Below are 11683 nucleotides of genomic sequence, written 5' to 3' on the forward strand. Positions count from 1 at the left end.
TTTCATCTAAAAAAGCTATGGTACTGCTTGTATACAAACCAATATTTATGTTGACAACATGAATAAATCGTATACTGTGCTTTTTCAAATGAAAAATGAAAATTTTGGCTAATGGTTGATCGACAGCGGATTGCGAAATGGTTTTTATATCTAACTTGCTTAGTTGTGCTAACTTGCATGACACAGCGGGTCGCAGTGTATCATCAGTCAGAAATTGCTATAGAGTTGCCTAATGCAAGCGTAAATCAATCTTCGATTAGCAGTGATGAAGATCCGATTTCCTCTGTTCCATGTAAGCCAAAATTGCTGACGACCTCCTCCCTGGTGATGTTTGAGACAGTATTACTTTCCATGGGAATGCTGTTCCTGATTCAGTCCCTGTTCATTGTTCCTTGCCGACGTCTCCCCCCTTCAAGAGTTATATCTCCAACTACCCTCCGACTACATCTTCAACTATGCGTGTTCCGAGAATAAGTTAATCGTCTCGCTATACAAGACGCTTTGTTTTTTTAAAAAAGCATTGACTTTACTTGAAACCATATCAATCACCTATACATAAGGTGTAAAAATATCGGTTCGAGTGAGGCGCATATTTTATATTTTAAATATATGCCAATGACTTTAAAAAATAATAAATGTGCTTGCATTACATCTCACATTAAAGATAGCCTCGTATAGCTTGGTAAACATAAAGCTCACCAAGTGTTGTGTTAAATATATACTCAACTTCATTCAAGATGCAGGTGGGCGATAATATAAATAAACACCTTAAGCATAGCGTTCGATGTGACTGAGTAGATAAGGCTCCGCCAACTATCTGGCACCTTGAATAACGACAGACATCATCTAACCAATGAACTTAAGATGGATTTACACTCTCAACCTTTGTTGGGCTAAATGAGATGCCTTCGTGAATTAAGACAATAAGTTCAACGTTCTGTCATGATGGTAAGGTGGGCGTTAGCTGCTGATAAGCCACCCCTCTTTCTGCGAAAAAATATGGGAGGGTCGTCATGAACTACCGGCAGCAAACAGAGGGGAAACGATACCAGATTACTCTACTGTATGAAGATAATGTTACCCCGACAGAGTTAAGAAAACACCTTGGTGTTTACAAGTCTACTGTATCGCGCAATTGAGCGCCTGAGGGCTATGAGCCCAATCCTTGGTGACTGGGAGGCTGACCGCCATCGTGCCACTCGCAGAGTATAAGAGCCATATTTATCTGACGAAAAAGTTTTTATAAAGCAGATAACGAGGTCAGTAATGCCATTATCTCGCTACTGAATGATAACTCAGACGTCTGCCATAGCATCACGTTAGATAATAGTGGTAATAGCCAAAGCATTGGACGCTGAGATGTACTCCGCTCATTCCTGCGCCTCCTATGAGCGAGGGCGGAATGAGAACACAAACAGGCTTCTTCACCAGCTTATCCCGAAGGGGGCTGACCTGAGACCCTGTCAGAAGAAGATTTACAACGCTATCAGGGGATGCTGAGCAGCCAGCCACGCAAGTGGTTTGGGTTCAGACAACCTTCGGTGGTGTTTGCAGAGCTAAGAAAGGCGGCTTGGCGTTGCACTTAGGACTTAAATCCGCCGTTACCTCAAAAAAGGTTAATTTTATGTTTTTAAAAAAACTTACAAGCTTGAGATTTACTCTGCTTACTATTATTACAACTGTCATGTTACTTAATGCGCCTTCTGTCTTTGCAGAAAGCAAACCTTCTATAAAAGTCACGTTGCTTGGTACAGGAAATCCAGAACCATCTATTCAACGCTTTGGCCCTAGTGTACTAGTAGAGGCAGGGTCGGAAAAAATGGTTTTCGATGCTGGGGCTGGTACGGCAAAACGGTTATGGCAGCTAGGTATTCCTCTCGGTAACGCCGGTCCCTTTTTCCTGACACATCTTCATTCCGACCATACAGTTGATATCCCTGATATTTGGTTGAATGGTTATGTTGCAACTCCCTACGGCGGTCGTAAAACTCCGTTGGAAATTTATGGGCCTGAAGGGACTAAAAATATGATGATGTACTTAAGGAAAGCGTTTGATTGGGATATCCATGGTAGGGAACGTGGCCCAGGAAAGCCTGTTGTTGCTTTTGCCGCAACAGAAATTAAAGAAGGTGTTGTTTTTAATAGAAATGGAGTAGTGGTGACTGCATTTCTTGTCGACCATGGACATCCTGATCTTACCCCTGCATTCGGTTATCGAGTAGACTATGCTGGGAAATCTGTTGTTATCTCTGGCGATACTCGCTTTAACAAAAACCTGATAAAATTCGCAAAGGATACGGATGTTATTATTCATGAAGTAATCGCAGCAAATCCAAAATTATTAGCCCAATCAGAAGCGGTTAGAGGTATCGTGGGATTGCATACCCCCCCTGATGATGCCGGAAGAGTATTTAATGCTGTCAAGCCAAAGCTTGCTGTTTATACTCATATTGTTCTGTTAGGTAATAGTTCTTTTCCGGCACCTAGCGTCGATGAACTGGTCCCTCTTACCAGAGAGACATATATGGGGCCGGTAGTAGTTGGCGAGGACTTAATGAGAATTAACATTGGTGATGCAGTTAGCATTGAAAAACTGACACTTCCAGCCCATTAACATGATTCTTTTTCATTAAAATGTCGTCGGGTAACAGGGTTTTGTCGCATTAATTCGTTGTCAGGTAACATACTGTCGTGATGCTACTCACAGATGTCTCTGATCCGCAAAGCGTTCAAACCTCGGTATTATCCCGTAGATATGATGGCTCAGTGTATATGCGGATACCTCGCCTATTCACTGAGCCAGCGAAACGTCGAAGAGATGACAGGCCAACCGCATCAATGATTAACATTCATTTTGCTGTCCAAATCCTTCGCTCAGTATCTGGGGCAAGAGCATGAGTGGGTTATTGTTAATCAACCCACGAATTCAGATAATAAGAGCCGCGAATAAAACCGAATTGATTCTAATGATGCCAATCCCCACATAGGCGGGATGACTGCTGGCGTCGCCTGCCTGATTGGCAGGCTCAAGGTATCTGGCAACGACGTCACGTAGCTATGCTGACCCAGCGACACCAAGATGGCGCATAGTGTTGGAACGTCAGGGCATCGCACTCGCAGTGCTTGTCTCAAGTGCCCATCGCCATGACTCAATGATGTTCGAGCCACTGCTAGATGTTCTCCCCGTGTTAGCAGGCAAGAGAGGACGGCCAAGGCGCCGCCCAGACAAGTTGCACGCAGACAAGGGATATGACTTTCGCCGTGACTGTGATTATCTGAGGCAACGGGGAGTCAATGCTCGCATTGCTCGGCGGGGCATCGTCGATAGCAATGAGCGATTGGATCGTCATCGCTGGGCCGTAGAGCGAACTCATGGGTGGTTAGCCGGCTTTGGCGAGCTGCGTATTGGTTTCGAACGACGGCTGGATATCCCTTTTGCATTGCTAATGCTGGCGTGTGCAGTGATCTGTTTGCGCTTTGTGGAGAGGTTTTGTTAGCAGGATGCCAGCACCATATGCAACAGCGGATAGGGTTTGCCCTGACCATCCAGTGGCGAGCGTCACGTCATGACGAAGCCCATACGTTGGTAGAAGCCGAGTGCCTGCCCATTCTGTTCGTTGACGTCCACCCGGGTCGCCCCTTGGCAGCTGATGGCATGGGCCAGCAGCTGGCGCCCGATACCACAGCCTCTTGCCTCGGGTGCGATAAACAGCATCTCGATATTGCCATCGAGCACACCGCAAAAGCCGACGATACCAGCGGCCTCATCCCAGGCACAGACCAGATCGACGGCGGCGAAATAGTGCTCCAGGAGCAGCGGCTTGAGGGCATCAATCTCAGCCTCTGGCAGAAAATGGTGAGTGGCACGCACCGAGGCTTCCCAGAGGGCGATCAGGGTCAGGTGATCCCGCGTATTTGCTTGTTCAATCTGCATGATATGACTCTTGTTATGTGGGGTGGACAACCTTACCAAGAAGTCTCGACTGTATCACCACCATCTGCTTGCTGGATGACAAATCCCTGCTCGATAACGACCAGGAAAACCAGCTGTTCATACCGTCGGTGGACCGCCTCCCGCCCTTCCCCCGACAGCCGCATCACCTGATAGCAATCCTGTTGTCAGACGATAGCCACCGTGGGGAGCGGGATGGCAGGAGGGCGAGTCTTCCCCCGCAGACACGGGGGAAGGGGGTGGCATCAGCGGGTCTTGACCGCCTGCAGCAGGACTGACACGTCAGGCCCGAACTGGCGGCTGCGAATGGCGTCGCGGATGTCACTTTCGCCGTAGCGGCTGGCCGGATAGACCAGCACGCAGGCGGTGTCGCCCGGTTTGAGGAAGTGGGTCTCGCCAAAGGGGGTATAACGGGTGGCCCCTATGCTGATGAGCGCATGGGACGGGTAGCCAGCCTGAGCCAGCAGCCCCTGGATATGCTCCGCCGGGCCCTCATCCTGCTGATGGTTGAACTTGTCGATGGCCCAGTCCAGCAGCTGTTGATGAAAATAGCTGTAATCGACGGCAGCGCTGTCTACCCCATAAGCGTGCAGCTCGCCGTCACGCTCAAGGTAACAGGCGATGCGATAGTCATCGAGCTCGCAACCGGCTGAGAAATGGGAAAGTGGCAGCAGATTGGCCGCCAGCCCCTTGCTCTCTTCCCCCCAGTTCTTCTTCTCGCTGATTTTTTTGGCATTGGGACGACGGATGGAGCAGTCGTTGTAGGCACCAAAGGCACGGGGATGGATGGCCGCCACCTGAGTACCCGCATATTCCAGCTCGCACCAGAGCACCACTTCCGGCTCGATCTGCACCTTCTCGTCACCGCTGACCGCCGCCTCTGGCAAGAAGATCGCCTTCTCGCTCAGGGGAAAGACACCGAGCTGGCCCGGATGACCCGGCACATAAAAGGGGAACAGCGCCTTGGGTGCGCTGGTGTCACGTACCACCACAGCCACGAAATCCGAGGCTTCTCCTGCCTGCTCCAGATGACCGGCGAAATTACCCGCCACCCCGAGTCCGATAAACTTGCTCTCTGTTGTCACTTGCATCTGATCACCTGCATCTTGCCAAAGGACCCACCCAACGGGATCCGCTACCACGAAAGTGGCAAGGATTAAACCACAGTGGCTGGCCCTCGCCCAGCCCGGACGCCCCATCCTGTGCGCCAGCCCGAACTTTTCGGCATCCGCTGGCGCGTCGCTGAGCAGAGGCATGCAGCCAGTTGACAGCAGTCATGGATCAAGCGTGCAGACTCCCGGCAGATCAACCTTCAACCCTGCAAGCGTTCGCAGGGAAACGCGTGCGACAAGAAACAGATCGTTTCCACAGACGGCATGGCTGCCCCTTGGGCCTGCCGAACAATTTTGCTAGGCTGGCCGCCATCCATACCCTGCAACAGAAAGGATGAGCGTCCATGTCACCCGGGATCATCACGAGGGGATCGGCGATGTTGCCGAACTGGCCATCATGACCGACGACAAGGCCTTGTTGCCCGACTATCGCCAACCGTTGTTGATACTGGCCACACGGCTCGACCTCTGCTCCGGGCAACGCGAAACCCGCTCCTATCGCACCCTGTGCGAGCAGAGCCTCACCCTTGACTCAAAGAGACTGCCCTTATGATCGACAAACTCGCTTGGCTGACCTTCCAGGATCAGCAACTGCTCTGCGCCCGCTCCCATGGCAAGGCCATCTACTACATTCCCGGCGGCAAACGCGAGACGGGAGAGAGCGATGAAACTGCGCTGGTGCGGGAAATAGAGGAAGAGCTGAGCGTGACCCTGCAAGCCGACAGCCTGCGCCTTGTCTGCGAGTTCCGAGCCCAGGCCGATGGCAAGCCTGAAGGCGTACAAGTCCGATTACGCTGTTACACCGGCGAGGCCAGTGGTATGCCTGTTGCATCGGCCGAGATCGCCGAGCTGCGCTGGCTCGACAGCCGCCATCTGGCCGAGATCTCCCCCGTCTCACGCCTGCTGTTTGCCTGGCTGGCAGAGCAGGGGCTCATTCGCTGAGGCATAGCGCAGGCAGGCAAGCGTGATCCGGCGCAACCAACTGGGGCCTTCGGCTTGAAATCGGCGTCAGAAACGGTGAGGCTAACCAGTCATGCGGTAAAACACGGATACCTTATCTCTGTTTGCCGCACAGCGGCGCATGCCCGCTGTCGTGACCACGTTTGACAAGGACTCCCGATGGACATAGTTGAGGTTGATTCCACCCTGGGCATCAAGCCTGCGCTCATCACCCTGCTGCAAGACAGCGTGGCAAGCGGCGCCTCTGTGGGATTTTTACCGCCGCTGACGGAAGAGCAGGGGCTGGGATACTGGCAAGGGATCGAAACGGAGCTGGCGGCAGGCCGCCGTCGACTCTGGGTCGCCTTCGAGCAGCATCAGCTGGTCGGCGCCGTGCAACTGGCGCTCTGTACCAAGGCCAACGGCCGCCACCGGGCAGAGGTGGAGAAACTGATGGTACACAGTCACGCCCGTGGCAAGGGGTTCGGCCGCGCCCTGATGGCAGCCCTGGAGCAAGGGGCTCGTGACACCGGGCGTACCCTGCTGGTGCTCGATACCCGGGTCGGCGATGTGGCTTCCCGCCTCTATCGCCAGCTGGGCTATCAGGAGGCTGGCCAGATCCCGGACTTTGCCCGCAGTGCCGACGGCACCTTGGCGGCCACCCTCTTCTTCTACAAGCCGCTCTGAGTTTCCCCTGCAAAGATGGCCTTGCGCCCTGCTCCCAGAGAGGGTGCATGCTTGCCATCGGCATCTCGTTGGCCCAAGCAAACCATCAAACAGGCGCCTTGATTAATTTAATCGAGAGATGAGTCCCACTCTCCCTTCACCTGATGGCGGACGAGGCGTATGGTGTGCAAGAAAGACCCGTTTGCATACCAATCGGGTACCACTCACAGCCTTGAGGAATCCTGCATGCCTATTCTGCCTCGTACCGTCACCTCCCCAAAAAAATTCATCATCGGTCATGACCTTCTGCCCCAACTCCATGATCATGTGAAAGATTTTGGCGACAACGCCCTGCTCGTCAGCGACGAGTTCATCCTGGAACGGGTGCGTGAAGAGGCGCTGGCCGGCCTGCTGCAAGCAGGCTTGACGGGTGCGGTCGAGAAGTTCAACTACGAATGTACCGACATCGAAATCCGCCGCCTCTGCGATCTCGCCGAACAGCAGGGCGCTAACGTGATCGTCGGGATCGGCGGCGGCAAGACCCTGGACGTGGCCAAGGCCGTCGCCTTTTATCTGCGCCGTCCCGTGGTGCTGTTCCCCACCATTGCCTCCACCGATGCCCCCTGTACCGCGCTGGCGGTCATTTACAATCAGGCGGGCGAGTTCGAGCGCTATCTGTTCCTGCCCCAGAACCCGGACGTGGTGATCGCCGACACCGCCATCATAGCGGCGGCCCCTGTCCGCTTCTTCGCCGCCGGCGTGGGGGATGCGCTGGCCACCTATTTCGAAGCCCGCGCCTGTTATCGGGCCGATGGTATCAACCTGGTGGGCAAGCGCCCCTCCCGTACCGGGCTTGGTCTGGCCCGACTCTGCTATGAACTGCTGGGGGAAAATATCGAGATGGCGATGGACGCGGTGCGCCATCATGCCACCACACCGGCGCTGGAGCAGATCATCGAGGCCACCATCTACCTGAGCGGGGTCGGCGCCGAGGCCGGTGGTCTGGCGGCGGCCCATGCGGTCAACAACGGCATGTCGGTGGTGCCCGAGCTGCACCGTGCCCAGCACGGAGAGAAGGTGGTCTTCGGTCTGCTGACCCAGCTGGTGCTGGAGCGCGCCCCCCAGACCGAACTCGACGAGGTGATGCGCATCATCCATGTCGCCGGTCTGCCCATGACACTGCAGGAGATGGGGCTGACCCGCTTTGTCGAGAGCGAGTGGCGCAAGGTGGCAGCGCTTGCCTGCGATCCCCTCGACACCATGGGCAACATGCCCATGGCCGTGAACGAGCAGGATGTCTACGGCGCCATGATCGCGGCCAACGCCATGGCAGAGCGCTATCGGGCCCGCCATCCCAACCATTGATCAATGGATAAAACGCATCCCTGATCAACAATGACAAGGCCAGCCGTGCGGCTGGCCTTGTCTATTGCGTTCGGACCTGCTGGGATGCCCTTCCCCACGGTGGAGCACTATCAGGTAGTGGCACAGTGCCAGCGGACCGGACCAGGCCAGAGCACCGGGAGCTCATAGCAAACAGTCAGGGCCCGCTGGTCACGCATCCATCCCCCGCAGGGCCTGGCACTGACATAGCCATCTAACCCATGCGGAATCACCAGCTGGACTATCCGGATGATCACGCCACCCGGTTCGTACAGGGAACCCGTATCAGGCCAGCCGCTCGGCCCGTGACGTGATCACGGGCTCGGCAAATGCCGCCTGCGCCGTGATCAGCTGCAACTCATAAGCCTGTGCCTGCCAGGTGTGCAACAGCACAGTGTCCACAGCCGCATTGGTGCGTTCAAACGCCGTCACGGCATCAAAGCCCGCCTGCAGATTGGCCAGCATCAGGGCACTGATGAGATCCCCCACCCCCACCGGCTGACGGGCAAATTCATAGAGCGGACGGGCGATCAGGTAATCCCCATCCGGGGTAGCCAAGAGCATCTCGAAGCGACCCGGCTCGCGAGCGGCGCGACCCAGATGCTTGACCAGCACCATCTTCACCCCGCGGGCCAGCAGCTGATGCGCCGCCGCGCGCGTCTGGACCAGATCCGCCAGGTGCGTGTCACACAGTGTCTCCAGCTCCAGCAAGTTGGGGGCCATGATGTCGGCCACCGGCAGCGCCTGCTCGGTGAGAAAACGGGTGACGCCGGGGGCGACTATGCACCCTTTCTCCGGGTGTCCCATGACGGGATCGCAGAAATAGATGGCATCAGGATTGGCGGCCTTGACCGCAGCCACCACAGTCAGGATCTCGTCCCCCTGCTCGGCAGAGCCCAGATAGCCGCTCAGCACGGCGTCGCACTGGCCCAGCACCTCGATATCCCCCAGCCCCTTGCACAGGGCACTGATGTGACCGGCAGGCATCGCCATCCCCTGCCAGCCTGCCGCGTATTGGGTGTGGTTGGAGAACTGCACCGTGTTGACGGGCCACACCTCCATGCCGAGACGGCGCATGGGAAACACGGCGGCGCTGTTACCGGCACAGCCAAACACCACGTGGGACTGGATTGAGAGAATGCGTTTCATCGACATCACCGCAGAGAAGAGTCAGGGGAAAGGCGCAATATATCGGATGAAGATATTGAACTTCCACTTTTGTGCAGCACAAAGCCGTATTTGGCCTTAAAAACTGCCCACGGAAGGTTCATTTGCCCAACCAGCCTCTCCAGCCACAGTCGCCGCGGCTTTCTGCCTTGCCAGATGTGAATCGGATAAGGGGTCACGGTTTATGCTTTGTGAGGTGGTTTCAGCCTCTTGTTTGATGGCATATGAGCATGATAAAGCAGCGCAGCACGTGGCCAGTGCTGAAGGGGAAGAGAATAAGATCCCGGTGGGCAATCAGCTGATATCAGCACCTGCCTGCCAGCCAGGCGCGGCGGGCGCAGAGTGGGAAGAGGGAAAAATCCGCTGTCACCATCAGGCCCACCTTCTGCTCAAGGGCGCGCGAAGTGATAAACCCAGCCTTCATCCAGTGCCATGTCAGCGGGGGGCTGTATCAGGGTCGGCAACAGAGACACGCTCCCCTTGGCGGCATATTGCAGCGCCATCAGGGCGCAGATCGCAGCATCGTAGCGATCCGTACCCGTCACCAACTCTGCAGGCAGATGGGGTTGCAGCTCGGCCCTGACCGCAGACGCCTTGCCACCCACTTTAGCCAGGGCGGGATAGACCTCCAGCACGGCGCGATCGGCCTCTGGTTGCTGCCTGGGAACCAGTTGCAAGTCCGCCAGCCTGGGCAGTATGGCGAGCGCCAGGGTGGCGTTGTTACCAAGCCGGTCGAAGGTGGCAGAAAGGGGCTTCTTGCCATATTGCTGGTGCAACCAGCGCTCACAGTCGCGATAGGCATAAGGGTTGTCTATCTCCCGCTGCGGCACGGCGCACCCGGTCGCCCTCCCTGCCAGCAGATCGCCCAGAGCGCGTGGAAACGCAAGCGGCGCATCGATCCCCAACGCCAGCTGCGGGCAAGCCAACACCTGCATCAGGTTCATCTCATCTTGCAGCGCCGGGCGCAGCAAGGCATCCAGATCCGGCGCCACCCGCGAGCTAAGCCGGAACAGGGGCGACACCCCAAACCAGTGCAGGCGTTGCTCGCGCGCCTGCCAGCCCACCACAGCCACCGCCTGGGCATTGCCCTGCCAGCCTCTCACATCCCAGCCGATACCGATGGCGTCCATGTGTTCCATTGTCATGCCCGTGTCACCTCTGCGCACTATCAATGGAGCACAGGGTAATGGCTGCGTCCCTTAAAGCAAGGCCGGGCGCACGCCTTAGAAGGATTTCTTGAAATTGATCAGCGGCAGTATCGGGAAAATGCCGTTCTCGGCGTAGTTGGCCAGGCCTATCTGCAACCCGTCCAGATGCTTGGTGGCGTTGATGAACCCCAGCTGGAAGGTGGTGCGCTCGGCATAGTTGACGAAGCCCACGTTGGCCAGGGCATTGCCCTTGGCGATGTTGACGGCGCCCCAGTTCAGGCCCTGTACATTGTTGGTCAGGTTGACGAAGCCAAGGTTGACCCCCCTGTCCTGTCCCTCGTGCCAGTTGACGGCGTTGATGGCCACCCCGTTGAACTGGTGGCGCACCCGTCCGGCACCGAGGAAAACGCCAAGCTGCAGGCCGCTGAACTGATCCACGTCGGAGAGGGCCAAGATGGGCAGGTCTATCCCCTTCACCTGACCAGTGCGGCCATAGAGAAAGGAGGCTCTGACACCTTCGACCTGATGGGAGGCGGGCAGATTGACACCGGGCAGCGAGACCTGGATGGGTGTGCTGGCATGGGCAACTCCACCCAGAGCAAGGGAGCCACAGGCAAGCAGCAAATAGGCAGGTTTCATCGGGGCTTTCCTTCACAATCAGAGAGAGGCCAGCCTATCAGCACTCGCGTGCGGGAACGAGGCCGGGCCAGCGCTGCTGCGTCACTCCCCGTCTGAATTCATTCGCACAAACTGGAAAAACCAGAGTCAAGTTTTAAGCAAAAATTAACATTTATATTATTTACACCAAGCCTCATTTGGTAACACAATACCTAAACGTACGTTTGAACAGAGCAAACGACACGTAACGACTTAAGGATGTAGTCGAACGGATGTAACCGAAGAATGGGCCTGTCGGCCTGTTGCCATACCCTTCTGTCAACCACGGAGACACGCGATGAATATGGACGTAATCAAGACCTTTACCGAGCAGATGCAAGACTTTGCTGCCCCCCTCACCCGTTATAACCAGCTGCTGGCCAGCAACATCGAACAGCTGACCCGGCTGCAGCTGGCCTCCGCCAATGCCTATGCCGAACTGGGATTGAGCCAATTGCAAGCCGCTGGCAAGGTGCAGGATGCCCAAAGCCTGGCGGCTCTCGGCACAGTGCAGCTGGAAACCGCCAGCCAGCTCTCCCGCCAGATGCTGGATGACATCCAGAAGCTCAATACGCTGGGTCTGCAGTTCAAGGAAGAGTTGGATACCCTGGCGGCCGACGGCATCAAAAAGAGCACGGGCAAGGCCTGATATCCCCCGG

General features: G+C 55.8%; 9 protein-coding genes and 5 pseudogenes. 9 read left to right on the plus strand and 5 right to left on the minus strand.

Going from position 1 to position 11683, the window contains the following annotated elements:
• Nucleotides 1-1186: 1186 nt before the first annotated feature.
• The 4 genes and pseudogenes from BN1129_RS22220 to BN1129_RS22235 all read left to right on the plus strand — a co-directional run.
• Nucleotides 1187-1586 (plus strand): annotated as a pseudogene (locus BN1129_RS22220) (IS30 family transposase); the annotation flags it as partial.
• Nucleotides 1587-1624: 38 nt separating this feature from the next.
• The gene (locus BN1129_RS22225) at nt 1625-2614 is read left to right on the plus strand and encodes an MBL fold metallo-hydrolase (RefSeq protein ID WP_084204574.1); all 990 of its coding nucleotides are present in this window, start codon (nt 1625-1627) and stop codon (nt 2612-2614) included.
• Between the two features lie 93 nt (nt 2615-2707).
• A pseudogene (locus BN1129_RS22230) lies at nt 2708-2821 on the plus strand (IS6 family transposase); the annotation flags it as partial.
• Nucleotides 2822-2997: 176 nt separating this feature from the next.
• Nucleotides 2998-3497, plus strand: a pseudogene (locus BN1129_RS22235) (transposase); the annotation flags it as partial.
• 65 nt (nt 3498-3562) lie between these two features.
• Here BN1129_RS22235 and BN1129_RS04860 read toward each other — a convergent pair.
• A pseudogene (locus BN1129_RS04860) lies at nt 3563-3934 on the minus strand (GNAT family N-acetyltransferase); the annotation flags it as partial.
• 263 nt (nt 3935-4197) lie between these two features.
• The gene (locus BN1129_RS04870) at nt 4198-5043 is read right to left on the minus strand and encodes a DUF5718 family protein (RefSeq protein WP_042034841.1); all 846 of its coding nucleotides are present in this window, start codon (nt 5041-5043) and stop codon (nt 4198-4200) included.
• Nucleotides 5044-5407: 364 nt separating this feature from the next.
• Between BN1129_RS04870 and BN1129_RS04875 the strand changes: the two are divergent.
• From BN1129_RS04875 to BN1129_RS04890, 4 genes and pseudogenes are all read left to right on the plus strand, one after another.
• Nucleotides 5408-5617, plus strand: a pseudogene (locus BN1129_RS04875) (class IV adenylate cyclase); the annotation flags it as partial.
• Nucleotides 5614-6006 (plus strand): NUDIX hydrolase, encoded by a 393-nt coding sequence (locus tag BN1129_RS04880; protein WP_042034845.1) that lies wholly within the window; start codon nt 5614-5616, stop codon nt 6004-6006. The pseudogene BN1129_RS04875 and the gene BN1129_RS04880, both read left to right, overlap by 4 nt.
• Nucleotides 6007-6183: 177 nt before the next feature.
• Nucleotides 6184-6690: a GNAT family N-acetyltransferase gene (locus BN1129_RS04885; protein ID WP_042034846.1), complete on the plus strand. Its 507-nt coding sequence runs from the start codon at nt 6184-6186 to the stop codon at nt 6688-6690.
• A 225-nt stretch (nt 6691-6915) separates the two neighbouring features.
• Nucleotides 6916-8034: a glycerol dehydrogenase gene (locus BN1129_RS04890; RefSeq protein ID WP_042034848.1), complete on the plus strand. Its 1119-nt coding sequence runs from the start codon at nt 6916-6918 to the stop codon at nt 8032-8034.
• 303 nt (nt 8035-8337) lie between these two features.
• Here BN1129_RS04890 and pdxY read toward each other — a convergent pair whose 3' ends face one another.
• From pdxY to BN1129_RS04905, 3 genes are all read right to left on the minus strand, one after another.
• Nucleotides 8338-9201, minus strand: a complete 864-nt coding sequence (pdxY, locus tag BN1129_RS04895; RefSeq protein WP_042034850.1) for a pyridoxal kinase PdxY — start codon at nt 9199-9201, stop codon at nt 8338-8340.
• A 407-nt stretch (nt 9202-9608) separates the two neighbouring features.
• Nucleotides 9609-10364: a DUF429 domain-containing protein gene (locus tag BN1129_RS04900; protein WP_042034852.1), complete on the minus strand. Its 756-nt coding sequence runs from the start codon at nt 10362-10364 to the stop codon at nt 9609-9611.
• Between the two features lie 78 nt (nt 10365-10442).
• A complete protein-coding gene (locus BN1129_RS04905) occupies nt 10443-11006 on the minus strand; it encodes a VC2662 family protein (RefSeq protein WP_042034854.1) in 564 nt (187 codons plus the stop codon).
• Nucleotides 11007-11322: 316 nt separating this feature from the next.
• On the opposite strand from BN1129_RS04905, the gene BN1129_RS04910 reads away from it, so the two are divergent.
• Entirely contained in the window at nt 11323-11673 is a 351-nt protein-coding gene (locus tag BN1129_RS04910) for a phasin family protein (RefSeq protein ID WP_042034856.1), read from the plus strand.
• Nucleotides 11674-11683 lie beyond the last annotated feature (10 nt).

The sequence above is a fragment of the Aeromonas popoffii genome (assembly GCF_000820025.1).
GTDB classification, from domain to species: domain Bacteria; phylum Pseudomonadota; class Gammaproteobacteria; order Enterobacterales; family Aeromonadaceae; genus Aeromonas; species Aeromonas popoffii.

Bases quoted from the DNA above. Each gene is read 5' to 3' on its own strand.
- BN1129_RS22225 (WP_084204574.1), top strand. From the start codon at position 1,625: ATGTTTTTAAAAAAACTTACAAGCTTGAGATTTACTCTGCTTACTATT.
- BN1129_RS04870 (WP_042034841.1), bottom strand. From the start codon at position 5,043: ATGCAAGTGACAACAGAGAGCAAGTTTATCGGACTCGGGGTGGCGGGT.
- BN1129_RS04880 (WP_042034845.1), top strand. From the start codon at position 5,614: ATGATCGACAAACTCGCTTGGCTGACCTTCCAGGATCAGCAACTGCTC.
- BN1129_RS04885 (WP_042034846.1), top strand. From the start codon at position 6,184: ATGGACATAGTTGAGGTTGATTCCACCCTGGGCATCAAGCCTGCGCTC.
- BN1129_RS04890 (WP_042034848.1), top strand. From the start codon at position 6,916: ATGCCTATTCTGCCTCGTACCGTCACCTCCCCAAAAAAATTCATCATC.
- pdxY (WP_042034850.1), bottom strand. From the start codon at position 9,201: ATGAAACGCATTCTCTCAATCCAGTCCCACGTGGTGTTTGGCTGTGCC.
- BN1129_RS04900 (WP_042034852.1), bottom strand. From the start codon at position 10,364: ATGACAATGGAACACATGGACGCCATCGGTATCGGCTGGGATGTGAGA.
- BN1129_RS04905 (WP_042034854.1), bottom strand. From the start codon at position 11,006: ATGAAACCTGCCTATTTGCTGCTTGCCTGTGGCTCCCTTGCTCTGGGT.
- BN1129_RS04910 (WP_042034856.1), top strand. From the start codon at position 11,323: ATGAATATGGACGTAATCAAGACCTTTACCGAGCAGATGCAAGACTTT.